The 21,816-nt window shown below is 56.9% G+C and carries 18 protein-coding genes and 2 pseudogenes; 13 read left to right on the top strand and 7 right to left on the bottom strand.

What is annotated here, in order from left to right:
- Nucleotides 1-358 precede the first annotated feature (358 nt).
- Nucleotides 359-1,498 (bottom strand): RHE_PE00001 family protein, encoded by a 1,140-nt coding sequence (locus DA915_RS13615; RefSeq protein ID WP_107676139.1) that lies wholly within the window; start codon nt 1,496-1,498, stop codon nt 359-361.
- 169 nt (nt 1,499-1,667) lie between these two features.
- On the opposite strand from DA915_RS13615, the gene DA915_RS13610 reads away from it, so the two are divergent.
- The 4 genes from DA915_RS13610 (at nt 1,668) to DA915_RS13595 (ending at nt 5,882) form a co-directional block, all read left to right on the top strand.
- Entirely contained in the window at nt 1,668-1,955 is a 288-nt protein-coding gene (locus DA915_RS13610) for a hypothetical protein (RefSeq protein WP_107676138.1), read from the top strand.
- Nucleotides 1,955-3,109: a site-specific integrase gene (locus tag DA915_RS13605; protein ID WP_192886487.1), complete on the top strand. Its 1,155-nt coding sequence runs from the start codon at nt 1,955-1,957 to the stop codon at nt 3,107-3,109. Before DA915_RS13610 ends, DA915_RS13605 begins: the two co-directional genes overlap by 1 nt.
- A 363-nt stretch (nt 3,110-3,472) precedes the next feature.
- Nucleotides 3,473-5,110 carry a hypothetical protein gene (locus DA915_RS13600; RefSeq protein WP_107676137.1) on the top strand — a complete coding sequence of 546 codons (1,638 nt, stop codon included), beginning with the start codon at nt 3,473-3,475 and terminating at the stop codon, nt 5,108-5,110.
- 10 nt (nt 5,111-5,120) lie between these two features.
- Nucleotides 5,121-5,882 (top strand): hypothetical protein, encoded by a 762-nt coding sequence (locus tag DA915_RS13595; protein ID WP_153064547.1) that lies wholly within the window; start codon nt 5,121-5,123, stop codon nt 5,880-5,882.
- Nucleotides 5,883-6,019: 137 nt separating this feature from the next.
- On the opposite strand, the pseudogene DA915_RS13590 reads toward DA915_RS13595, so the two are convergent.
- A pseudogene (locus DA915_RS13590) lies at nt 6,020-7,118 on the bottom strand (IS1595 family transposase).
- Nucleotides 7,119-7,452: 334 nt separating this feature from the next.
- Here DA915_RS13590 and DA915_RS29190 point away from each other — a divergent pair.
- The 7 genes from DA915_RS29190 to DA915_RS13555 all read left to right on the top strand — a co-directional run bounded on the left by DA915_RS29190 (nt 7,453) and on the right by DA915_RS13555 (nt 16,404).
- Complete coding sequence (locus DA915_RS29190; protein ID WP_244600711.1) at nt 7,453-8,061, top strand: type II toxin-antitoxin system Y4mF family antitoxin; 609 nt, start codon at nt 7,453-7,455, stop codon at nt 8,059-8,061.
- Nucleotides 8,061-9,413, top strand: a complete 1,353-nt coding sequence (locus DA915_RS13580; RefSeq protein ID WP_107676135.1) for a HipA domain-containing protein — start codon at nt 8,061-8,063, stop codon at nt 9,411-9,413. Before DA915_RS29190 ends, DA915_RS13580 begins: the two co-directional genes overlap by 1 nt.
- Nucleotides 9,414-9,894: 481 nt before the next feature.
- Complete coding sequence (repA, locus tag DA915_RS13575) at nt 9,895-11,130, top strand: plasmid partitioning protein RepA (protein WP_107676134.1); 1,236 nt, start codon at nt 9,895-9,897, stop codon at nt 11,128-11,130.
- A complete protein-coding gene (repB, locus tag DA915_RS13570; RefSeq protein WP_107676133.1) occupies nt 11,127-12,119 on the top strand; it encodes a plasmid partitioning protein RepB in 993 nt (330 codons plus the stop codon). Before repA ends, repB begins: the two co-directional genes overlap by 4 nt.
- 157 nt (nt 12,120-12,276) lie before the next feature.
- Nucleotides 12,277-13,488, top strand: coding sequence for a plasmid replication protein RepC (gene repC, locus DA915_RS13565; RefSeq protein WP_107676132.1), 1,212 nt, complete (start codon nt 12,277-12,279; stop codon nt 13,486-13,488).
- 1,795 nt (nt 13,489-15,283) lie between these two features.
- Nucleotides 15,284-15,742, top strand: coding sequence for a transposase (locus DA915_RS13560; RefSeq protein ID WP_107676160.1), 459 nt, complete (start codon nt 15,284-15,286; stop codon nt 15,740-15,742).
- 167 nt (nt 15,743-15,909) lie between these two features.
- The gene (locus DA915_RS13555; RefSeq protein WP_107676131.1) at nt 15,910-16,404 is read left to right on the top strand and encodes a hypothetical protein; all 495 of its coding nucleotides are present in this window, start codon (nt 15,910-15,912) and stop codon (nt 16,402-16,404) included.
- Between the two features lie 302 nt (nt 16,405-16,706).
- Here the strand turns inward: DA915_RS13555 and DA915_RS13550 are convergent.
- The 4 genes and pseudogenes from DA915_RS13550 to DA915_RS13535 all read right to left on the bottom strand — a co-directional run.
- Nucleotides 16,707-17,128, bottom strand: a pseudogene (locus tag DA915_RS13550) (transposase); the annotation flags it as partial.
- 78 nt (nt 17,129-17,206) lie between these two features.
- Nucleotides 17,207-17,524, bottom strand: coding sequence for a PIN domain-containing protein (locus DA915_RS13545; protein ID WP_107676130.1), 318 nt, complete (start codon nt 17,522-17,524; stop codon nt 17,207-17,209).
- Nucleotides 17,521-17,811 (bottom strand): type II toxin-antitoxin system Phd/YefM family antitoxin, encoded by a 291-nt coding sequence (locus DA915_RS13540; protein ID WP_107676129.1) that lies wholly within the window; start codon nt 17,809-17,811, stop codon nt 17,521-17,523. Before DA915_RS13540 ends, DA915_RS13545 begins: the two co-directional genes overlap by 4 nt.
- A gap of 336 nt (nt 17,812-18,147) precedes the next feature.
- Nucleotides 18,148-19,236: a tyrosine-type recombinase/integrase gene (locus DA915_RS13535; RefSeq protein ID WP_107676128.1), complete on the bottom strand. Its 1,089-nt coding sequence runs from the start codon at nt 19,234-19,236 to the stop codon at nt 18,148-18,150.
- Nucleotides 19,237-19,363: 127 nt separating this feature from the next.
- Here DA915_RS13535 and DA915_RS13530 point away from each other — a divergent pair, with 127 nt between their 5' ends.
- Nucleotides 19,364-20,317 (top strand): DUF1403 family protein, encoded by a 954-nt coding sequence (locus DA915_RS13530; RefSeq protein WP_107676127.1) that lies wholly within the window; start codon nt 19,364-19,366, stop codon nt 20,315-20,317.
- A 10-nt stretch (nt 20,318-20,327) separates the two neighbouring features.
- On the top strand, nt 20,328-21,068 hold the full coding sequence (locus DA915_RS13525; RefSeq protein WP_107676126.1) for an SMC-Scp complex subunit ScpB: 741 nt from the start codon (nt 20,328-20,330) through the stop codon (nt 21,066-21,068).
- Between the two features lie 273 nt (nt 21,069-21,341).
- Here DA915_RS13525 and DA915_RS13520 read toward each other — a convergent pair whose 3' ends face one another.
- A complete protein-coding gene (locus tag DA915_RS13520; RefSeq protein ID WP_107676125.1) occupies nt 21,342-21,782 on the bottom strand; it encodes a hypothetical protein in 441 nt (146 codons plus the stop codon).
- Nucleotides 21,783-21,816: the final 34 nt, after the last annotated feature.

Raw genomic sequence — 21,816 nt, 5'->3', positions numbered from 1 at the left:
CACTATCACAAATCTCGGAGATTTCAATGGTAGTTGGTAAGATTCTTTCGTCGGCATGCGAAGTCGACGCGCCGCTCGATGTGAGGCCTTGGCTTGGTGGGTATTGGATCAAGGCCGCTCTGGCCGTCGGACGTGTTTGCCCGGCAGCTGTCCCGACGCCGGGAAGAATATGGCATGCAGGTATCTCTCATAATCGACAGCGAGGCGGGCACAGGATTTTGCTTCCCGGTGAGAATACCCCTCGATCGACCCTTCATGCCCATGGTGGAAGCGATGAGGCAGATGCGAGGCTGGGAGAGGCAGCCTGGCGAGAGATCGTGACATTGCTTTGTCTTTCGCTTGATCCCCACGCTTTGGTTCACAAAACCCCCCACGCCCGAAACCTCCCCCTGCCCGTCATCTCTCTGAGGCCGAGCTCCAAAACGATCCGCCGCGCCGCCTGCGGCGTGACCTCGAGCGTCTTGGCCACGATCCCGGCCGACACCAATGGCGTTGCCATCACCAACTCGACCAGTTCCGGCAGCTTTGACGACGTGCGGCGCCCTTCCAGCTTCCGCTCCATGAGCGTGCGGGCCAGCGCCAGCCGGTCATGCTCCTTCATGCCGATCTCGTCGGCCGCGATCATGCCGTGGGTGATGGCGAGCAGCCGGGTCTCCCGATCACGATGCCGGCGCCGATCGACGGGAATGGTTTTGAGACCGAGGTTAATGGCGGCGAGATGGGTGCCGGTGGTGATGCCGGACTGGCGCAGGATCGAGGCGGCAAGCAGCCGGCCGAGCCAGGGGGCGCGCTGAAGCACCGACAACTCGTTCCAGGCATCGAGGGCGACGACCGCCTGCAGCACCGCCGGCAGGTGTTCGACCTGGCGCAGCACACCGCGCCATTCGTCGAGCCGCGCATCTTCGTCCCAGTCGAGATCATAGACGAGAGGGTCTCGCTCGCGGGTGTCTACCGCAGGCCGGTCGGGGCGTTTTGCGTGCTCGATCGCAGCGTCAGATCGCGCGAGCAGCGCATCGATGGCCGCGAGGTCGACGCCCGGCAGATCTTTGTCGTCCCCCTCCCCTTCCGGCTCGACCACCTGTGCAGGCTCAACTCTGCGGTCGTTCGCAGCGCTGTCAGGACCGTCTGATGGTCCAGGCCACGCCTGGGTTTGTCGCAACGTTCGGATACCCTCTGCGGACAACGCCCAATTAGGCGATTGGCCAGAAATCCGTCGGCGAGTGCGCAGCACATCGCGGGCGATGGTGAGTTCGTGGGTGGGGGTACGGATATCGCGGGTGGCGTCGTGCAGGACGAGGTCTTCGAGATGCACCAATTCGCCGTCGATCCACAGCGAGGCACACGCGTCGGCATATTGCGACCGTTCGAGGAAGCCGGCGCCGACGGGCGAGCGGGCGATGCGCTCGTCGAGCCGAGTCAGGGCGACACCGGCGTCAAAAGCCGGCCGCATCAGGGCATTCATGCTGATTTTCGTGATATCATAAGCCATTGATTTTATGGTAAATGATTTCTTATAAGAACTCTATCTAAATATTATAGTTCCTCACTTGCTATAATTGGTAGGTGAGCCTATAACCATCGATAAGTATAGGTTATCGATGATAGATCGACAAAGCCCGCAAATCACCATATCCTGGGCCCAATCTCGCTCCGAAAGGCTCCGAAACATGGAAGATCGCGTCCGCTTCGCCCTCGAAAAGCTGCTGAATGTCGCTCACCAGGATACCGGCCAAGGGCGCCGGGTCGCCAGTTTTTTGCTGGCCTGGTGGAACGCCGAGGTTTTGGGTGGTTTTGACCTGACCGACCTTGCCAATGTCGACCGCGAAATTTCTGAAGACATGGCGACGATTTTTACCTTCCTCGCCCGCGCTGAGGATGTCGTCTACCCCACCGACTATCGTGACGAGATCGAAAAAATCATCGCCCGCTGGCGGCCACAGCCCGAGACGGCCTGATGGCGAAGGTCAACAAATCCGCGGTCCTGTCCGGCGTCGAACGCCGTGCCGTCGAACTCGACACGATCGCCTCGGTGCTGCCGATCGACCGGCGTGACGAACTGGCCGAGCTTTTGACCGACCAGGATGTCGAAACGCTGCGCCACCTCGTCAACGAAGGTATGGGCGCCAACACCTTGCGCGCGCTGACCTCCGATCTCGCCTATCTCGAAGCCTGGGCTTTGGCCGCCACGCGCAAATCGCTGCCCTGGCCGGCGCCCGAAGCGCTGCTGCTCAAATTCGTCGCCCATCATCTCTGGGATCCGGAAAAGCGCGAAAATGATCCGGATCACGGCATGCCGGCCGACGTCGATCAGCTGTTGCGAGATCAAGGTTTTCTAAAATCGACCGGTCCACACGCGCCTGACACCGTACGCCGCCGGCTGGCCAGCTGGTCAACACTGACCAAATGGCGCGGTTTTTCCGGCGTCTTCGCCTCCCCTCCCCTCAAATCCGCCATTCGCCTCGCTGTGCGCGCCGTGCCGCGGAAGCGAATCCGAAAAAGCGCCAAGGCGGTTACCGGCGATGTGCTGGCAAAGCTGCTGGCGACCTGCGCCACCGACAGTTTGCGCGACCTGCGGGATCGCGCCATCCTGATGGTCGCCTTCGCCTCCGGCGGCCGCCGGCGCAGCGAGATCGCAGGGCTTAGGATTGAGCAGCTGAGCGTCGAGGCACCGATCGAAGTGGCCGATGGCCCTCCCCTCCCCTCACTTGCCATTCATCTCGGTCGGACGAAAACCTCGACTGGTGAGCAAGATGACGTCGTCTATCTGACCGGCCGCCCCGTTGAGGCGCTGAACGACTGGATGGTGGCTGCCAGGATCGACAGTGGCAGCATATTTCGGGGGATCGGGCGTTGGGGTACAGTGTCGAAGCGCGCCCTCGATCCGCAGTCGATCAATGCCATACTCAAACAGCGGGCGGAAATGGCTGGATTGGATCCTGGGGAGTTTTCCGCCCACGGGCTACGGTCGGGCTACCTGACGGAGGCCGCCAATCGCGGTGTTCCCCTGCCCGAAGCGATGGAACAATCACGTCATCGCTCGGTGCAACAGGCGTCGAGCTACTACAACAACGCCACGCGGCGAAGCGGACGGGCGGCAAGGTTATTATGATGTCCAAACATCAATATGCAAAGCGCAACTGGGTAGGCTCAACGTGTGTTGCGCCTGCTTGATCTTCGGGCTGCTCCAGTTGCAATACCGCTTTTGGAAGCGGTGACAGTGCTGCAGATTGGTTCGAATGACACCGCGCATACCGGCTTCCTTCGCCCTAGCTCGAAATGGCATCGCCATCCTCCTACCCACGGGTCAGAACAAGAGCTGTTCCCACGGACACGCTAGGTCGAACTTACCTTGCCGGTCTCCCAGCGCACTGTCATTGCGCCCCAACTGGAACCGGTCTCAAATTTGAAAAAATAAACTTGACTCAATTAGTCACGTAATGCTCATTCACGCTATCGCTATGGTTGAGGGGTAATGGCTGTGGGATATACGCTGAATGAAGTCGATATCGATGATCTGCAATGGATATTGGAGGAAGGTGGCAGCATAGAATTATATTACGTTGTCCTCGCATCCATGGGAGATGGTTATGGAAATCTCGCTGCAGGTGTTGTGGGAAATGACTCTTTTTCGGGAAAGATTGCCAACGCCTTCGCATGGTCAGTGACAAACAGCGTGAACCCGGCCTTAGCACAAGGCAATTGGGACGCCACGTGGAAGAAAGTATCCGAGGAATTGGCGCGCGCTGATTTCGAAATGCGGCTTGCAAAATACAATCTAGGTCTTTCCGACCACTCATTAAGCTATCTTGAAATTCAAGAATATCACAATGTGGTTTTTGAGGCGAATGGGCTACCAGCGGAGGCTTGGACCGCTGAAATAGTTCTGAATAGCCATCCGAATCCCGAGCAATGGTGGAACAACCAGCTATCCCAAAGCGGGATAGTAAACCTTATTGCGTACAAGGACCTCTTCAATCAGATGGTGACGTTATCTAGCGCGGAAGCAGATGCACATCGTCATGAATGGTATAACGCTGGCGGCACGATAAACGATGCGACGGCGAATTCGTCCGCATGGATGATCGACAATATGCCGATCACATTCTGGTCTCAGCACCTGTATTCTCCGACCGGGATAGGGGCGGCCGCCAGCGGTTTTCTTGAATCGCTTGCCTCTGGTGTCGTTGACGCATTTTCAGGTGTCAGAGTCATCCAGATGTACCTCTCTGACTTTGTCGACGGCGCAAACGATATTCTCGGCCACTATCTTTACGAGACCTCCGCATTCTACGGTTTGCTTGTGGAAGGGTATATGGATGAAACGGTTCTTAATAATTCGACCGTGACAGGTACATGGGGTATGGCGAATGCTGATCTGCGCTCCCCGAATAACGGCGACATGGGAGCATGGATACAGCTAACTCGAGACTACCGCGATTTCTCCACCAAGTACCAACAATTCATGGCGAAAATTAAAATTTGGTCCGATGATGAAGGTGTATTTGTTGAGTATATGGGGGATTTTCCCGGTGGCGGAGGAATGACCATACTGTCTAAGCAAGAATTAGATGTCGCGAAGATTACACAGGACATGATCAATGATGCCGTTGAATATTACTGGAACTTTTTTGATCCTGTGGTGCTCGATCTCGACGGTGACGGAATAGAAACAATCGCTCTGTTGGACAGTTCGTCTTCCTTCCTTGATCCTACCGGAAGCGTTCATGGTTGGCTGTCGGCAGATGATGGCTTCTTGTTCCTCGATAAAAATGAGGATGGTGTCGCTACAAATGGTTCAGAACTTTTCGGATCAGCATCGGAACGGGGCTTCGACGCCCTGAAGCGACTGGATGTGAACAGCGACTCGGTTCTTGACCAGTCCGACCCGATGTTTACCAGTTTGCGGGTCTGGAGAGACCTTGATGGGAATGGGGTATCTTCGCTTGACGAGGTTTATACGCTCGATCAACTGAACATTAAAAGCTTCAATCTGGCCTATGTGAACGAGCCGTATATCAACAACGGCAACTTCGTTGCGGACGTTTCGAGCTACGAGACGACAGATGGGGGTCGCAGGGTCATGGCCGATGTCTGGTTTGCGGCAGCTTAGAGGAGTACTCGTGAAAAGCGTGCTTATGCTGCTTGGCGGGATTTTACTGGCGCAGCCGGAAATGGCGGCTGCGCAAAGCAAGCCTCGCATCATTGATCATCGTACGATAGTCGATCCGTCGGAAACTCTTCCACTCATCCTTGATGGTGTTCGCTATACGATTCCGGTCAATTACCTCAATACGATAATCGAGCCGGATGACGTGCTTCCTCACGAGGTTAAATCTGGGTTCAGTGTGGAGGGCCTCTATCCGGATTTTGTCATGCGCAGCCGAGAAAACAGAGATCGATTTATCGGAAGGGCACCCGGTCCTGAAACATACAGAGATCTGATCACTGCTACTGTATGGCGTATCTGCTCTACCAGACCCGGCAGTTGCACGGCTGAACGACAATGGAAAGTGAAGCAAGAAATATATCGTGGAACACGATTTTTCGACGTCGGTGATTTGAACAAACTGGGCGTAAATTACGTGGATGTCGTTGAACCGGCAGGACTGAAGCTTCTGGGGGCAGCCAATTACCTAGGCCGGCACGATAAGCTTAATGAAAACTCATGGATTTCATATTCGGTGGACGATGCCGGTGAGGATGCGTTCGTCGCGTGCAAGGTAATTATGACGCACGCCCACTATAATCCTCGTTGCACCTACTATGGGAAATTGTGGAATGCGACACCGATCGAAATCCGATTCTCATATCGCCACATTTCTGAATGGCAATCCATCCGGAGTGTCGTGATGAACAAACTACGGGAATTTTCGGGAAAATAGAGCTGGCTCTGGAAATCTGCCGAGCGGGGAAAAGGCGCTCCGCTGGATCGAGAAGCGCGCACTCAAAAGGGTGATCTTGATCCATATGCATATTCCGGGTCGGCACAAGATTTGTTCCTGCAGACACGCGGCTATTATCAACCAAAGACAGCCACGGCAGATTTGATGGTAATGCCTCCGCTATGACTACGGCGCATTTGGCGGCCGGTAGCAGCGCGGAAGACCTGCTGCAATTGTAGTGCAGGAGGTACACGTGACCAAAGAATCTTCTTGTTTTCCTTGCCGCTTCGGCTTTTCCGCACTGCTTGGCCAGTAACAACGAGCTGCGTCCATCGGAAGCCGATTTCGTGAAAATATAGATCGGCAAGTTCCGGGCTGATGTGATGAAAAACGCATGCAATGGTTCGCCGGACCCTTGCATTGAACCCCTCGGCTGAATTGACGTGGACGGTATCCCGGACATATTCGCGGCTGGAATGGTTGACTGTCTCGTGTGCGGCAAAGCTTTCGCCTATGGCAATGAATGCCTTTGCCTCGTCACTCATCAAATGCGCTCGAAGTTCAACTTGTGTTGCAACTGCTCGAACTGCAGCACGCAACGAAAGGCCGGTAACGACAGCCGCACGGGCATCGCCGGCACTTGAGCCCGGGGTGATATCTGTCGGTCGTTGCACGATCGCCATGACCGGCGTCTTCTCCGTCTTTGCCTGCCCCTTGCGGCCCCTTCCGGGTGGCGGATCATCGGGATGTTTTCTCGCTCTGCCACCAAGATAGGAATGGTCGACTTCCACAGTGCCGTCGAGCATGTGTTCGCGCGCCACCATGAGGCGCAACGCATGACCGATCCGCCAGGCCGTCGGTTGGCTAACGCCAAGCGTCTCGGCGAGACGGACCAAGGATAAGCCTTTATCCGACTGCAGCAACAGCCACATCGCCTTGAGCCAGGTGCGCAACGGAAGCTTCGTAGCGTGCAGGGGTGTATGGGTTGTCACGGTGAACTGGAAGCGGCAATCACCGCTAGAGCATTGGTAAAGACCCGGCCGCGCTCGGCGTTTGCCCATGCCGCGGCCAGCTATCGCGGTCGAACGTTTGTAAGCCACAGGCGGGGCAGATCCTGCCATTCGGCCATACCATGCTTTCCAGCAAGCGACGGCAACGCTCCTCGTCCCGGAACCCAACGACCATGTCTTCAACCGTCCGAATATTGGAAAGCATCGCCAGCATCATTTCAGACATCATTATCTCCTCCGGGACTGACCGAAGAATCGCATGAAAGATACCGTAGCTGTCTTTGGTTGATAAAAGCCGCATGTCAGTGAAAACAGATCTTGTTCCGGCCCCCTGTTAGCTGAATGCTTCGCCTCGGTGCCGCTTTATTGAGGTACCGACGTCTTTAGCCCACCGGCCGATGGCTTTGCTCCCGAGCGGTAACCAACTTGTTTTAAGTGGAGCAGTCGTCGCGATTCTGATCCCGTACAGTATCATATATCGCGCGTGATCCCGTAAGGGTGCAGGCTATCTTGCGGCGAACCACTGAAGGTGATATGTTCCCGATCAGGAGCAAAGGGTGATGAAATTGCCAAAGAAAACGCTTGATTCGCTAAACGACATCCAGAAACTGGTCAACCAAGCTAGTCCGGCAATCGAGCTGGCCCGCACACTCGCCTCGATCGACGCACCGGCAAAAGCCTTGAAGGATCTCAATGAGAGTTTTGCCTCGAACAACGACCTAATCAAGTCGATCGAGTCTGCCTCAGACATTGCAAGGCGATTATCACATCATTCCGGTCTGGCTGCCAAATTAACTGAAGCGTTGCCGAAGATTAATCTGAACCTACCGAATATTTCCGCAACGATAAAGGCATCCTTGCCCAAGCAATTGGCGGATTTCTCTGCCCAGCCAGCGCCGAATGCCCCGATTGCCGCACAAAAAGCAAGTCCAGAGACCTTTGCGCAACCGGAAGTCCAACTCGATAGCACCAAAGATCTCGGAAACATGGTCCGTCGCCTCCGGGAACGTCGAAAACTATCCCAGCAGGAATTTGCAGATCTGGCGGGCGTTGGACGCCGCTTCCTCTCTGAACTCGAAAACGGCAAGCCGACTTTGGAATTCGCGAAAGTTCTTCAGGTCGCTCGGGCGGCCGGGATATCCCTCATTGCGCGCGACCGGTCACTGTAATGGAAACACTCGCTCTCGATGTCCGCTTGGACAGTTCGGAAAGCCCGGTGGGCGTGCTCGTCCGCGATCAACGCGGCGGCTTGGCCTTCGCCTACGACCGAGATTATGTATCACAGCCGGGGGCGATTTCCCTTTCTTTCTCCCTGCCCTTAACGGCAGAGCCGTTTGACGAAGCCGTTGCTCGGCCCTTCTTTGATAATTTGCTTCAAGAGCGTGATGGAGCGCTTTCCGACATCATGGCTCGCGAAGGTATAGCTCGTGATGATATTGCAGGCTTGTTGTTCCATCTCGGCAAGGATTGTGCAGGAGCGCTTTCGGTTCTACCCTCTGGCTCACCTCCGACCAAGGTGCCAGGCGATTATCAGAAAGACTACCAGCGCCTTGACGACGACCGGCTGATCGCGATCGTCGACTCGCTTCACAAGCGGCGGCGATTGCCTGCCGGCACGGATGACCCCTCCCCTCTTGCTGGCATGCAGAGCAAAATCGCGCTTACTCTCCTGCCGGACGGATCTCTCGCCGAGCCCATACCAGGTACTGGTGCACCGACGACACATATCCTGAAGGTTCCCGACCAAGAGCATGTCCGTGACGGGTCTCTTGAATATGAGGCAATGCGATTGTCCCACGCGGTCGGATTTTCTACAGCCGATGTCTCCTTACTTCCACTCGCTGGCATCGAGGTGCTTTTGGTAACGCGGTTTGACCGCGCGCTCGACAGAGATGGCCGTGTTGTACGAATTCACCAGGAGGACTTTGCGCAAGCCCTTGGTCTGCCTTCGACTCTCAAATACGAACGACGAGGGGCTCTCGGCCGTCGTTTCGACGTCGATGCGGTCCGGCAAATTCTCAATGCGACAGACGATCCTGCGGGAGAACGAGAATTCTTCATTCAAGCGACGCTTTTTGACTTGTTCGTCGGAAACGTGGATGGCCACGCAAAGAACTTCGCGCTTCTCCATGAGCCAGGTGGGAGGATCCGTACTTCACCCCGTTACGACATTCTCCCCACGCGCCTCGACGACACTCTCACCGACGAACTCGCGTACAGGATAGGTGAAGCCACAACGCTGGACGAGATAAGTGGCGAAGACTTCGATCTCTTCCTCAAAACGATGGGCATTCCGAGTGCAGCGGCGCGCCGGCGCCTCTCTAAAAGATACGCTATAGAGATCGCAAACAAGCTTGCCGAACACCTGGACCGGCTTGGTAGGGGTGGGCAAAAGCCACTTGCCGACCTCATTGCCTCCAATATGCGCACGCTTCTCGGTGCACTGGATCTCGACATCCCCGGTCCCGCAAAGGACCGCGACGCATATATTGGACGAGCCGGTGGATGGCTGTTGAGCTGAAAGCCCCCACCGCGTTGGCTAACGCTTACCCAGATGTCTCCCGACTTCTGGACGATGATATATGTCTCTGCCACTGATCAGCAGCGCTGCGGCTTACCAGGGGACCGCCGAGGGACCTTGCGCGCTTCGCCGCCCGTCCGTTCGTATGCGCTCACAAACAGGGAATCACCGACTCACTCCTGCTGAAAAAGATCCAATGTCACGAAAATACCGGGTGAAACTGCGTAGGCCCTCGAATAGTGCCTTTTTATCGACTCTTTTTATTCTGCCTCGGTTTCGTGAACGACCCGGCCAAAAAGCCTTGTTTTACCGGGATTTATAAACGGCGGGACTGCACTAAGCCCCTGAAGCGCCTATCGTGTTAAGACCTTGTTAACCTTAAATCCCTTGCCGAACCGCGGAAATCGGGTCTTATTGATCATCTGCGGAGTTTGGGCATTGAATGGCCTGCCTGCGCATGTGACATCTGACAGGCGAGAAGATGATGAATACCGCAAAGGCCAAACCGAGCCCCATATCCCCGTTACGATCTAGGATCCGTGAGCACGCGGATTCCCTCTCGGCAAAGCTCCAGGAACATCACTCAAATATATTCCCACCTCATGCCCGCAAGGGAATAAGGGCGTTCACCCCATCGGAAGCTGCCAAGCTTTTGGGCGTCGCGGAAGGGTATCTGCGCACTGTTGCGGTAGAATTGGAGAAAAAAGCCTCCGAAGGCGGTGAGCTAGAGTTCAGTCCTGTGGTCGCAGGCGGACGGCGAATGTATTCCGTCCAGGAGATATCTGCAATCCGCAACTATCTCGACCGCCCTACCCGCGCCAGCGGCCGCTATCTGCCTCATCGCCGTCAAGGTGAAGAGGTTCAGATCATCTCAGTCATGAATTTCAAGGGTGGCTCCGGCAAGACCACGACGACCGCCCACCTCGCGCAATATCTTGCCTTGCGCGGCTACCGCGTCCTGGCAATCGATCTGGATCCACAAGCCAGCCTGTCAGCGCTGTTCGGTAATCAGCCGGAAATGGACGTCGGCCCAAACGAGACCATCTACGGCGCCATACGCTACGATGATGAACGTCGGCCCATTCATGAAATTATCCGAGGAACCTATATTCCGGACCTCCATGTCATCCCGGGCAACCTGGAACTGATGGAGTTTGAACATGATACACCAAAAGCACTCCTTCAGCGCAAGCCAGACGATATCTTGTTCTTTGCACGCCTGCAGGCCGCAATCCAGGAAGTCGCCGACGCGTACGACGTTGTGGTGATCGACTGCCCTCCCCAACTCGGTTTTCTAACCCTTTCAGCCCTCACCGCTGCGACATCCGTGTTGATCACGATCCATCCGCAGATGCTGGACGTCATGTCCATGAACCAGTTCCTCTCGATGATGAGCGCGCTGCTTGATGAGATCGCTGAAGCCGGAGCGGAAGATCGCAACAACTGGATGCGCTATCTTATCACCCGCTTCGAGCCGACCGACGGGCCACAAAACCAGATGGTTGCCTTTCTGCGTTCAATGTTTGGCGAGGATGTGCTTGTCAATCCAATGCTCAAGAGCACGGCCATATCGGATGCCGGGATTACAAATCAGACGCTCTTTGAGGTTGAGCGAACGCAGTTCACCCGCTCGACATACGATCGGGCACTTGAATCTATGAACAATGTCAATGCAGAGATCGAGTCTTTGATCAACGCTACCTGGGGTAGATCATGAGCCGCAAAAACCTCCTCTCCTCCCTTCACGGCAACGGAAAACAAGAGTCAAGCGTACCGCCGCCCCCGCATTCGAGGCCATTTCTGGATGCGGGCAAGTCGAAGCCGATGGCTGCGGTCACCAGAACGCTCGGCGATCTGAACGATCGAAGCAAACGCGCCAATGAGATCGAACGAAAACTGGCAGAGGGACAGTCTGTTATCGATCTGGAGACGGCGCTTATTGAACCCTCCTTCGTTCAAGACCGCATACCCGGTGGAATAGAAGGACTGGTTTCGTCGATAAAGGAACAGGGACAGCAGGTTCCCATTCTCGTTCGGCCACACCCGGACAATCCCGGTCGATATCAGGTGGCCTTCGGCCATCGCCGTCTTCGCGCCGTCAAGGAGTTGGGCCTTGCGGTGAAAGCCGTTGTTCGTGATCTCACCGACGAGCAGCTGGTAATCGCGCAAGGGCAGGAAAACAATGAGCGCGAGGATCTAACCTTCATCGAGAAAGCCCGCTTCGCATCTCGACTCAAGGACCGGTTCTCACGGGAGGTCATCATGTCCTCCATGTCACTCGACAAGAGTACGCTTTCCATCATGCTTCAGATTGTCGACGTTCTGCCTCCTGAATTGATCGAGGCAATCGGCCCGGCTCCAGGTGTTGGCCGCCCGAGCTGGCAGCAGCTTGCTGATCAACTCGTAAAGACAGATCAACCTTCCAACACCATCGCATTCGCGCGTTCGCTGGGCGCATTGCCCTCAGAAGAACGTTTTAAGCAGACGTTGTCCTATCTGAAGCCACGGAGGCTGGAGCGGGGCCTTCCTGGCGTCATGTCGACGCCCGGGGGTACGCGCCTGGCCCAGATCAAGAACAATAAATCGAAGCTCGAAATCATGATCGACAAGAAGGCCACTCCCGACTTCGCCTCTTTCGTGCTCGAACAACTACCCGCGCTCTACGAGGCGCATCAGGCAAAAAACCACGACAAAAAGGATATGTAGCCCGCAAAAGAAAAGAGCCCCCAAAACGTCGCCGTTCCGGAAGCCCTGTTCTGTTCTCTAAGCAAGCTCAGAATCGCATTTTCGGGAATCATCGTCAAGAGTCTTTGGCATCGTTTTGATGAGCAATTTTCTTTTGCCTCTAGATAGGTGAAAGAAGATGGAACCGAATAGTGTGACGACGCCCTTTGGGCGCCGAGGAATATCTATTGCCCTCGTTCGGCGGCAGCGCTCATCCGCTGAAATCAAGGCTGGGAAATCCGCGGAGAAGTGGAAGGTCTTTCGGGACGTGTCCGCTGCCAAAGAAATGCTTGGTATTCAATCGAATAGTCTCGCTGTGCTGGATGCTCTTTTGAGTTTTTATCCCGAGAACGAATTGCGCTGTGACGCGCAACTGATCGTTTTCCCTTCCAACTTGCAGCTCTCCCTGCGAGCCCACGGGATGCCAAGCTCGACACTTCGGAGACACATAGCCGTTCTGGTAGATGCGGGCCTCGTCGTGCGCAAGGATAGCGCCAACGGCAAACGCTACGCCCGAAAGGATTCAGCTGGAGCGATCGAGACCGCATTCGGTTTCGACATTTCCCCGCTGCTGGCCCGTTCTGAGGAGTTCGCACTTTTAGCCCAAGAGGTCGTGGCGGAACGCGCCGCGTTGCGCAGGGCCAGGGAGAATCTTACGATCTGCCGACGGGACGTCCGAAAGCTCATCGCCGCAGCGATGACTGAAAGCGCGGACGGCGATTGGCACTCGCTTGAAGCAGCCTACACGACGCTCGTCAGCCGCATTCCGCGCAATCCCACGGCAGCTACCCTTCGAAACATTCTCCTCGAAATGACCCTCCTCAAGCAAGAGGTGCTTAATCTGTTGGAATTCCAACAAGAAAGCGAAAATATTAGCACCAATGACGCCCATAATGAGCAGCACATACAGAATTCATATCCCGAATCCATAATTGAACTTGAACCAAGCTCTGGAAAAGAACAGGAAGAAAAGCCAAAAGGAATAGGTCGCTCCAAAGATGTTTTGAAAGCCTTTCCCCTCGCAATTGTGCTGAGAGCTTGCCCTCACATCACTGATTATGGGGCGGGCGGCATAATTGGAAGCTGGCGCGACTTGATGTCCGCCGCCGTCGTTGTCCGATCGATGCTAGGGGTCACCCCATCGGCCTATCAAGAGGCATGTGAGGTCATGGGTCCGGAAAACGCGGCTGTTGCGATGGCTTGTATTCTGCAACGTATAAGCACGATCAAGTCGGCCGGTGGTTATCTTCGTGATCTGACGCGACGAGCCGCAGTGGGTGAATTCTCGCTTGGGCCGATGATCTTTGCACTCTTGAAGGCAAACGCGCAGGGTGTGCTGATGGCGGCTTGATGTGTTTGCAGCTGCAAACGCTCCTAACGGTTGTGAATCGCTACTTTTTCTAGATCGCTTGGTTCCTTAGCTTTGCAAAAAGTCTTTGGCGAGGTCGCCTAACCAGTCAACGCGGCTCATTCACCAAAAGGATCGAACCCACAGACGGAACCGCTGCTCTCACGATCGTAGGACTTGTTCATGTCGGTGGCCTTTGGCGGATTGTCCTGCACTACTTTTGCGAAATCCGCCGATGCCCAAATCGATCAATCGGTAAGAATCTTCATTTTGCACGAACGGTGTGCCAAAGTTAATGAGTAACGAGCGCCATCGCAAAGGTCGGCCGCGGCCTTCCCAGGTTGTCAGCAGCGCGCGGGCTTTCGACGGGCTCAAGGGGCAGGGGAAATGACGGGGAAGGCAACCGTCGTCGCTCGAACTTCGCGATAAGAGTAAGTTGCTCATCAATCTTGTCGTTGCAAGTCCGAGCGACTCAGATCTTCAGGTGGTAATGTCCCGGGAGCTTGCATTGATCTTCGCCGCTATGGTGTGACCCACTCAATGAGGGGAGGCTCTTTGTCGCTTGGCAAGACTTCGCGACGTTAGAGCCGAACACCTCAAGCATGACCGGAGCGATGATGCATATGCGGCGTTCGGCGCCGCAAGCCGAACAATCCGGGACCCCAACGCTGATGGCATTGTCAGGTGTCACTCTCACGGCCACCGTCTGGTTCCGTGGGGAACGTAATCTCAGGCGCCCGCGTCAGGTGGGTCCCTGGCGAGGGTGTTGGCTGGAGCAGTCCCCTCGAGCGGTACAGTTGACGTGCCCAAGCCGATCCGCGGGCAACACACAGGTGCCAGGGGCACATCGCCGCATGTGCCAAAAAAGGGTGTAGGTCGGAGCGTTGACGGCGAGAACGTCCTCAGTAAGATCGCGGCCGGTCTTGTGACTTTGCAAGCAGGCACAGAATCGTCATCGCTGGAGAAAGATGTTCCAAATGTAATGCCGGGTGGACGGAACTGTTTAGTTTGCCTCGTTTGAAAGGTTCCTGGATTGGCTGGTTTAGGCCTGCCCCATTCAAAGCATGGGATTAGCCTTTGCGCCCACACGGCTGCCCGCGTCCGCGCCGCCCACCCGTGGCCGTCTGTGAGTAACAAACCGGCGTGCCACCATGCACAGTCTGGCCAGACTGGGAGACGCCTTCGCGTCCGGGTCCTTTCGCGGAGTTTGACCTCTTGGCTTTAGTCCGAGATGCTCGTCAGATACCGCTTGCTTCAAGTTCCCCTCGTTCAGATTCTCGAACCGGGTAAAACATCCGCCGCCGGCCGTGGTACGCTTCGTTCGGGTCGCTGCGTTGCCAACGGATCGTTCAGGGACGAGTAAATCCCCCTCGCCTCAAAGGACCAAGGTCACGCCATTTGAAGGTACCAAAGTGCCTTGGCATGGTCGGTTGCGCATGAGCAGTTGGCGAGCTTCAGTAAAACACCCACATCAACGACGATCGGCTATGACCGCATTCCTAAGGGCGCGACTTGCTGTAAATTCGACTCGATTGTAGCCTGAATGACAGGTGGCGAGGGTGGAAAAAGAGTTTGCAGCTGCAAACAATGGTAACCGTCTGAAAAGAATAAGTTTTACCAATCGTCGATTTGCAAAGCCGACAAGCGCCATGTTGGCGGGGGAGCCGAAACTGCGCGCCGTGTGGTCGGCGTACGATCGGGACCGTCCGCATGCATTTCCCTCTAACATCGCGCCCGACAGCCGTTGACTCTTGTCGCTGCCTGACAGAAAAAGAGAAGAATCATTGCGAGGATCATGATGGCTGACGAAGAAATGCCTGCTCTGCCAGAGGGCGACGCAACAAAGCCTGCGGCGGAGCAGGCCGCCACCGCCGTTAAAAGTAAGCGCCCGAGCTCAAAGACAACGACCGCGGTAAAGAGCGGGGCCGCCAGTGTTAAGGTGGCAAGGCAGAAAGCGCGCGGGTTGAGTGAGGCGGAGAAGCTCGAGAAGATCAGCCAAGTTGAAGCTGCCGTGGCTGCCGGTGCAACGCTGAAAACCGCGGTGCTCGCCGCATCTATATCCGATCAGACCTATTATATGTGGAAGAAAGCCGCCGCTGCGGCGCCTGCTGAAGATCGCTTGAGCGCCTCTTCGCCCGATGACGAATTTGCCGAGTTCATTCATCTGGAGGAAGAAAATCGCCGACTGCGCAAGCTCCTCGCGGATAAACTTCGCTCGGAAAACGCAGACTTGCGCAGGCGCCTCGGAATGAATTAGGCAAAGCTACGGTTTGGAAATGACGCCACGCGGCGGGATAGGACTACTACGTCGCTGCCGCGATACAAAGTTCATGAATGATGAGACCAACAAGACGCACGTTTGTCGTGGAATACAAAACGAACCGACGGCAAAGTCGGACAACGCCTCCATCCATTTGGGGCAATTTGGATTTGCAGGCCGTTGCCCGCCAGATAGAGAACGACGGAGTTTTGGCTCGGCCAAGCTCTTTCGATCCCCATCTGCCCGCGGTGGTTACGACGCAAGCTGTTGAAGCCGCCTCCGCGCTGGTAGAACAGGCACCAGCCGGCGACCCGGTCCTCGGTGACGTTGCTGCGGACGTCCTTGACGAACAGGGCGCGTTCGCCGATGGGCTTCGCGAGGATATTTCGGTGGCCGAGGTAAGTGCCAAGCGCACAAAAGGGCGCGGTGTTCGCCGGGCGAAAGCGGTCAAGCCTTTGTCGGCGCCAAGTAAACCCAAATCGGTGAACGGGCGCGATAAGGTCGACGCCCTCTCCGTCGCATTGCAACGAGGCGATGACGAGGATGAACTCAGAGCGCTTGACGCGGAGAACCGCCGACTGCGGTTCCTCCTAATCGTGAAACTTCGCCAGGAAAACCAGACGTTGCGATCGATGTTGTTTAGGTTCGGCGTGAAGTGACGACGTCCTTGAACCAGGGCAATTGGATCGTCATGTAAAAGCGCGGCACCGGCCTTTCTCCGGAAACTGATCGACACCTGCTTTGCTAGTATCTTCTTTCCGGACAGCGGTTTATGCGGAAAGTCGTAATCTACCGTTCTACACGACAGATTGTGCCTGCCACACTGGAGAAGGGGAGGGCGGGCGTCCTACTGTGGGAAGTCAGAATCTTTGGCTATTGCGGTCACCGCCTTGGTGATGAAATGGTTGCTTCCGTGATCCGCCAGACACGATTGGGGAGGACGAGCGCCAAGGCTATCGGCGTCCTTGATTTTTAGCTTCAGTTCGGCCTGCTCGCCGCGCCGAGACTTGTAGACATAAAGCGACCGATCGATCTTCAGCACCGAGCATGCGCGCCGGATTGAGACCTTCCAATCAGCCTTGACCGTGTCGACAAGCTTGCGCTTGCGGGCAGGCCTCAGAGTTTTTTTGACAGCACGTCTTGCAGCATAGCCTTATCCAACGATAGGTCGGCAACGATCCGCTTCAGCTTGGCATTCTCTTCTTCGAGCTGTCGCAAACGCTTCATCTCCGACGGCATCAGCCCCGCATATTTTTTGCGCCAATTGTAGAAGGTCGCGTCGGAAATCCCGGCCTTGCGGCAAACCTCGCCGATCGGCGTGCCATCCTCTGCCTGCTTCAACACGAATGCGATTTGCGCTTCCGAAAACTTCGAGGCCTTCATCGAATTCTCCTCTTCTTCCCATCAGGGATCATAAGTGGAAAACTCCAGTTCCAAATGGCCTAATTTAACGGGGGCACGTCAGCAGCACCGCGTCTGGGCAGCGAGCAGTCTATCCCATGGGTCGGGGTGATCCCAATCGAAGCATGCTGCCAGCTCGGCATGCAGATCGGTGATGGCGAGGGTCTGCAATCCGCTGGCCGTGACCGCGGCTCGCAACTCCTGTGGCTTGAGATCGAGCTTTCTCAGCCGCATCTTGTTGTCGAGCTCGTAGAAAGTCACGGCGCTCACAAAGATCGTATTGGCCTTGTCCTCGATGATCGATCGCGCCGTTTCGGAGAGGCGATCGCTCCCGATCGCCCACCAGTAGACGGCGTGGCTGTCGAGCAGCACCTTCATTGTGGCTGGCGGCCATCTTCGGGCTTGCCCTGGAAGATGCCGACATCGTCACTCCATTCGCCGGCATCGATCTCGGCCTGCTCCGAGTCGATATCGTCGAACAGATTGTCAGGCAGGTCACGCTGACGAAGCAAACCGAACGGGCGTTTGCCGCCGTCAGCAGGTCCGATGCGGGCATAGACTTGGCTACCGCGCATGATGACGATTTCCTCGCCCTGGCTGGCGCGTTCGAGCACCTCGGCGAAATGCTTGCGGGCTTCGCTGATCTTGTCGCTGGTCTGCGGCATCAGGGCCTCCGTTATATTAAGTACCATATAACTGCCTCGGCATGCGTACAAGCGATCTGTACCTATCACTATCGATACTGATACTATCGCTAGTGAATGCCTTCATCATGTGGATCAAGCAGTAGGGAAAGCAATAGGAGATATTGCTTTCTTTTCAAAAAGCATCGATATTATTTTCAATGCGTTATGATATCGGCACGATCGATCTGCGAGCCTTGATTTTACCGGCTGCCCAGTGTGGCTTTTACTTCCCAATTTCAATTGAAGCGCTAAGCTAAAAATCCAGCCCGCAATTTTGACCTAACGGTTTCATCACCGGGGCAGGGGAGGGATCTCCTAAAGCCCTGACGCTTTTGTCAGATTGGTGCGGAAGCGGTCGCGCCGGCGCTGATATTTGCGGGTCATCTCGGCCGAGGCGTGGCCCAATTGCTTCTGGACGTAACGTTCCTCGATCTCGGCCGAGGAGGCAAGGCCGGCGCGCAGCGAATGCCCTGCAAACAGCAGGGCACGCTCGCCTTCCGGAAGATCGGAACGGACGCCGGCGGCGAGCGCAGTCTGCTTGACCAGGCGGGCGACATGCTTGTCGGAAAGCCGCTCGACGTCGACGGTCTTGTTGTCTTTGAAGATGCGGCGGAAGAGGGGCCCCCTGACGATGCGGCCAAAACGGATCCAGCTCTCGAGGGCAACGACGGGGCAGGTCTGTTCGGAGGCGCCGCGGCCGACCTCGACCTGGCGCCAGCCGGTCTTGCCGCGCAGCGTCACCAGCACGCCCTGGCTGGGAAAAATCTCGATCCAGCCATGGCCGTCGCTGTGATCGTCCCGGACGATGTCAAGACCAACGATCTCGGACCGCCGCAGGCCGCCAGCAAAGCCCAGGAGCAGGATGGCCCGGTCGCGCAGACCGCGCAGATGATGACCGAGCGTGTCGACCATCGCCTTGATGTCTTCGCCGAGCACCGCCTCCTTCTGCCGCGGCGGCTTGGCGTGCTTGCGGCGGATGCCGGCGAGAACCGTGGCAATATGCCGGTTGGACCGGTCCATCGGTATGCCGCGCTGGGTAAAGTTCCAGGCGAGCCCGGAGAGGCGTCGCTCGATCGTCGCGACCGAGAGGGCAGGGGTATTGCGCTTCGGATCGCCTGACGCACAGGCGCCGATATAAAGGCCGATCACCTGGCTCGACGGCGGCATCGGCTCGAAACCTTCCCGACGGCACCAGGTGGTAAAATGCCGCCAGTCCTTGGCATAGGCGTCGCGGGTGTTTTCCGAACTGGCGGCGTTGGCGTAGGCTGTTGCGGTCTCGACCAGCGCTTCCAGCCGCGCCGGCCGAGACGCGGCGTCCATTTCCACCACGAGCTCGACGCCGGCGGGGAGGGCGCTGTCGGCAGAATCGTCGATTTTGGGCGTGTTGGCCGGGGGATTTTGCATAGTTCGGGAACCTATCAGCATACGTCCGATAATGCAACATTATCGGACATTTTATGTTTACGACATGTCGTGCGGTTTAGCACGATAATACTGGCATAAAGCGCGCATCTAATTTAGACTCCATCGCATGGATTCGCTCGCACCCTACGCTCCAACGGCCCCCGCCTGCTCGCTCCGCCTGCAGCGCTGGACGCTGCCCCGCGGCCGCGACGTCAGCGAATCGGACGCCGCCTTCGCCGCCGGTATCGCTCTGAAATCACTTGACGATCTGATCCGCACCGATCCGCACTGGATCGGTTGCTGGCGCGATCGCCTCGCCCTCAAATCGGCGGCCGTCGCCGCCAGGATGGTCGGCCGCAGCGAGGAGGAAAATGCCATCCGCGACGCGGTTCTGTTGACCGCTGCCGGCGACGATCCCGGCCCTGCCGGAAAGCTGTTTTTCGCCACGCGATTGCTGACGCGCCGATCCAGAACGGTCACCACCTCATTCGTCAAAGAGGTCGCCGATCTTTTTGACCTTCGGTGGGACGACGGTCTTGCCTCAATTCCCGATATCGTAGACTCTGCAAATCAGTCCGGGCGAGCAGCGCCCTTCGCGGTGGCGGACCTTATTACGGCGATCTCTGCTGTTCGCCCGGATGCCGAAGTGCTGGCGCTTTTGTTGGCCGAGGCCGTACTGGCGCAGAAGCTGAACTGGCTAAGATCTGTGCCGCTGCTGTTGCCCGAACGCTATGGGCCAGCTTTTCGGACGATCGGCGGGCGAAGACGAGTTCGACCGGGCGAGCCGGCCTATCCAAAAGCGATCTGCTTGGCGCTGGCCGATGGCGTCGACGCCGCCCTTCGTTCTGCGGCCGAGATCGACCGCCGCGCCGCAAGGCTGCTGGCAGCTGCACCGAAGTTGCGCACCAAAGGCGCCGAGCCCGTCATCCGGAAACTACTGACCGAGGACGCCGTGCCGGCCTCGGCGTCCGGCAGCAGCTTATCGCGCTGGGCGGCGAACCGGCTGTTCGAGCGTCTCGAAAGTTTTGAGGCGGTGCGCGAGCTCTCCGGCCGCCCCTCGTTCCGGATATTTGGATTGTGAGGCGGCCGATATGAGCACGACACAGTCACGCCGCAACGCCAAAAGGTCTCCCCACGACGATGTCCTGTTTGATCGGGAGCTGGAGGAACTGCCGTCAGAGCTGCGCTGGCGGGAATGGATGCTACGCGTCGAGGCGGTGATCTTTGCCTCGGCCGAGCCGGTTTCGCGCGAAGCGTTGGCTCGTGTGGTTGGCAAGGACTGCAGCATCGATCTGCTCATCGATGATCTGCGGGAGGAACTGAGTTCCCGGCCCTATGAACTGGTGTCGGTCGCCGGCGGCTGGCAGCATCGCACCCGGCCGCGGTTCGCCGAGACGATCCGGGCTTCTTCGGCGCCGACGCGGGGAGGGGCGGCAGCCCTGTCGGAGTTCGAGGCGATGGTGCTGATGGCAGTGGGATATTTCCAACCTATCACCCGAGGCGAATTGTCGAAAATCTTCGGCAGGGAGGTCAGCCGCGATACGATTTCCCATCTTCGCTCGCAGGAGCTTGTTGCCTCCGGTCCGCGCAGCCCGCAGCCGGGCGCGCCCTACACGCTGGTGACCACCAAGACCTTCCTGAAGCAGTTCGGGATGGAGCGCCTCCGCGACCTGCCGGACATGGAGGCGCTTGAGGACGCGGGTCTGCTCAGCAAGGAGAAGCTGCTCGCAGGCGATATTCCGATCGCAATCGGCGACGAACCTGACGATGATGAACACGACATCGAGATTGACCGCAGCGAGATCGATCCGCTGTCAGACGCGCCGGACTGAGGGCGCGGGGGGAAAGGACCTCCATGGCTACCAAATTACGTGGTATTTGGATTGTCTCGAGAAAGCAGTTCGAATCTCTCTCGGCCCACCACCTACGATGAACTTGAGGCGTCATTTCAGAAGGCGATGGTGCCTGAGGATACAGAGACCTAATCGGAGTATCTGGCGGGTAGCCGTTCATCGAGAAGCGGGTGGCACCACGCCGCAGCCGAGGCTGATGGAGGGCATCGTGCGCGGGAGACGGGAGAACGTGGCTGCAAGTGCGGCGGAAGCTTAGTCCATCCGCTTGCACTGATCGAAATCGATCGCGGCCGTCTTTGAATCGTGCGCCAGGTAGGTGTACCCGGCTGCAGCGTTGGACCAGTCGATATAGTAGACAGTGGGTGAGAACTCCATTTCCTTCCCGGTAGCGATGGACGTGATCCTGTTCTGGATGACGACAGTCGAGACCCATAGTCCCTGGGTGACACCGTCCGCCGGCGTGCGGCTGTGGTAGAGCACGCTCTCGTCGGTGAAAGTGTGAGGCGAATCCGGCTCGCCGGTGACTAGCTTTTCTGTCTGGATCGCCACCGCCTCGCCGGTCATCGTGGCAACCAGTCCGTCAACCATCCTGCTGTTGTGCCAGCGCTCGCATTTCAGGATTTTTTCCTGGGCCATGGACGGCACCGTGGACAGAATAGCGATGGCTGTTGTTGCGGCGAAAACGGTCTGCATATTGTTTCCCATATGAAATCATCGAATGCGTATT

The organism is Agrobacterium sp. LAD9 (assembly GCF_003031125.1).
Lineage (GTDB): Bacteria > Pseudomonadota > Alphaproteobacteria > Rhizobiales > Rhizobiaceae > Agrobacterium > Agrobacterium radiobacter.
The sequence above is the reverse complement of the archived record's forward strand: the minus strand, read 5'-3'. Positions and strand labels throughout refer to the sequence as shown.

Bases quoted from the DNA above. Each gene is read 5' to 3' on its own strand.
- DA915_RS13610 (WP_107676138.1), top strand. From the start codon at position 1,668: ATGGAAGATCGCGTCCGCTTCGCCCTCGAAAAGCTGCTGAATGTCGCT.
- DA915_RS13605 (WP_192886487.1), top strand. From the start codon at position 1,955: ATGGCGAAGGTCAACAAATCCGCGGTCCTGTCCGGCGTCGAACGCCGT.
- DA915_RS13600 (WP_107676137.1), top strand. From the start codon at position 3,473: ATGGCTGTGGGATATACGCTGAATGAAGTCGATATCGATGATCTGCAA.
- DA915_RS29190 (WP_244600711.1), top strand. From the start codon at position 7,453: ATGAAATTGCCAAAGAAAACGCTTGATTCGCTAAACGACATCCAGAAA.
- DA915_RS13580 (WP_107676135.1), top strand. From the start codon at position 8,061: ATGGAAACACTCGCTCTCGATGTCCGCTTGGACAGTTCGGAAAGCCCG.
- repA (WP_107676134.1), top strand. From the start codon at position 9,895: ATGATGAATACCGCAAAGGCCAAACCGAGCCCCATATCCCCGTTACGA.
- repB (WP_107676133.1), top strand. From the start codon at position 11,127: ATGAGCCGCAAAAACCTCCTCTCCTCCCTTCACGGCAACGGAAAACAA.
- repC (WP_107676132.1), top strand. From the start codon at position 12,277: ATGGAACCGAATAGTGTGACGACGCCCTTTGGGCGCCGAGGAATATCT.
- DA915_RS13560 (WP_107676160.1), top strand. From the start codon at position 15,284: ATGGCTGACGAAGAAATGCCTGCTCTGCCAGAGGGCGACGCAACAAAG.
- DA915_RS13545 (WP_107676130.1), bottom strand. From the start codon at position 17,524: ATGAAGGTGCTGCTCGACAGCCACGCCGTCTACTGGTGGGCGATCGGG.
- DA915_RS13540 (WP_107676129.1), bottom strand. From the start codon at position 17,811: ATGCCGCAGACCAGCGACAAGATCAGCGAAGCCCGCAAGCATTTCGCC.
- DA915_RS13535 (WP_107676128.1), bottom strand. From the start codon at position 19,236: ATGCAAAATCCCCCGGCCAACACGCCCAAAATCGACGATTCTGCCGAC.
- DA915_RS13530 (WP_107676127.1), top strand. From the start codon at position 19,364: ATGGATTCGCTCGCACCCTACGCTCCAACGGCCCCCGCCTGCTCGCTC.
- DA915_RS13525 (WP_107676126.1), top strand. From the start codon at position 20,328: ATGAGCACGACACAGTCACGCCGCAACGCCAAAAGGTCTCCCCACGAC.
- DA915_RS13520 (WP_107676125.1), bottom strand. From the start codon at position 21,782: ATGCAGACCGTTTTCGCCGCAACAACAGCCATCGCTATTCTGTCCACG.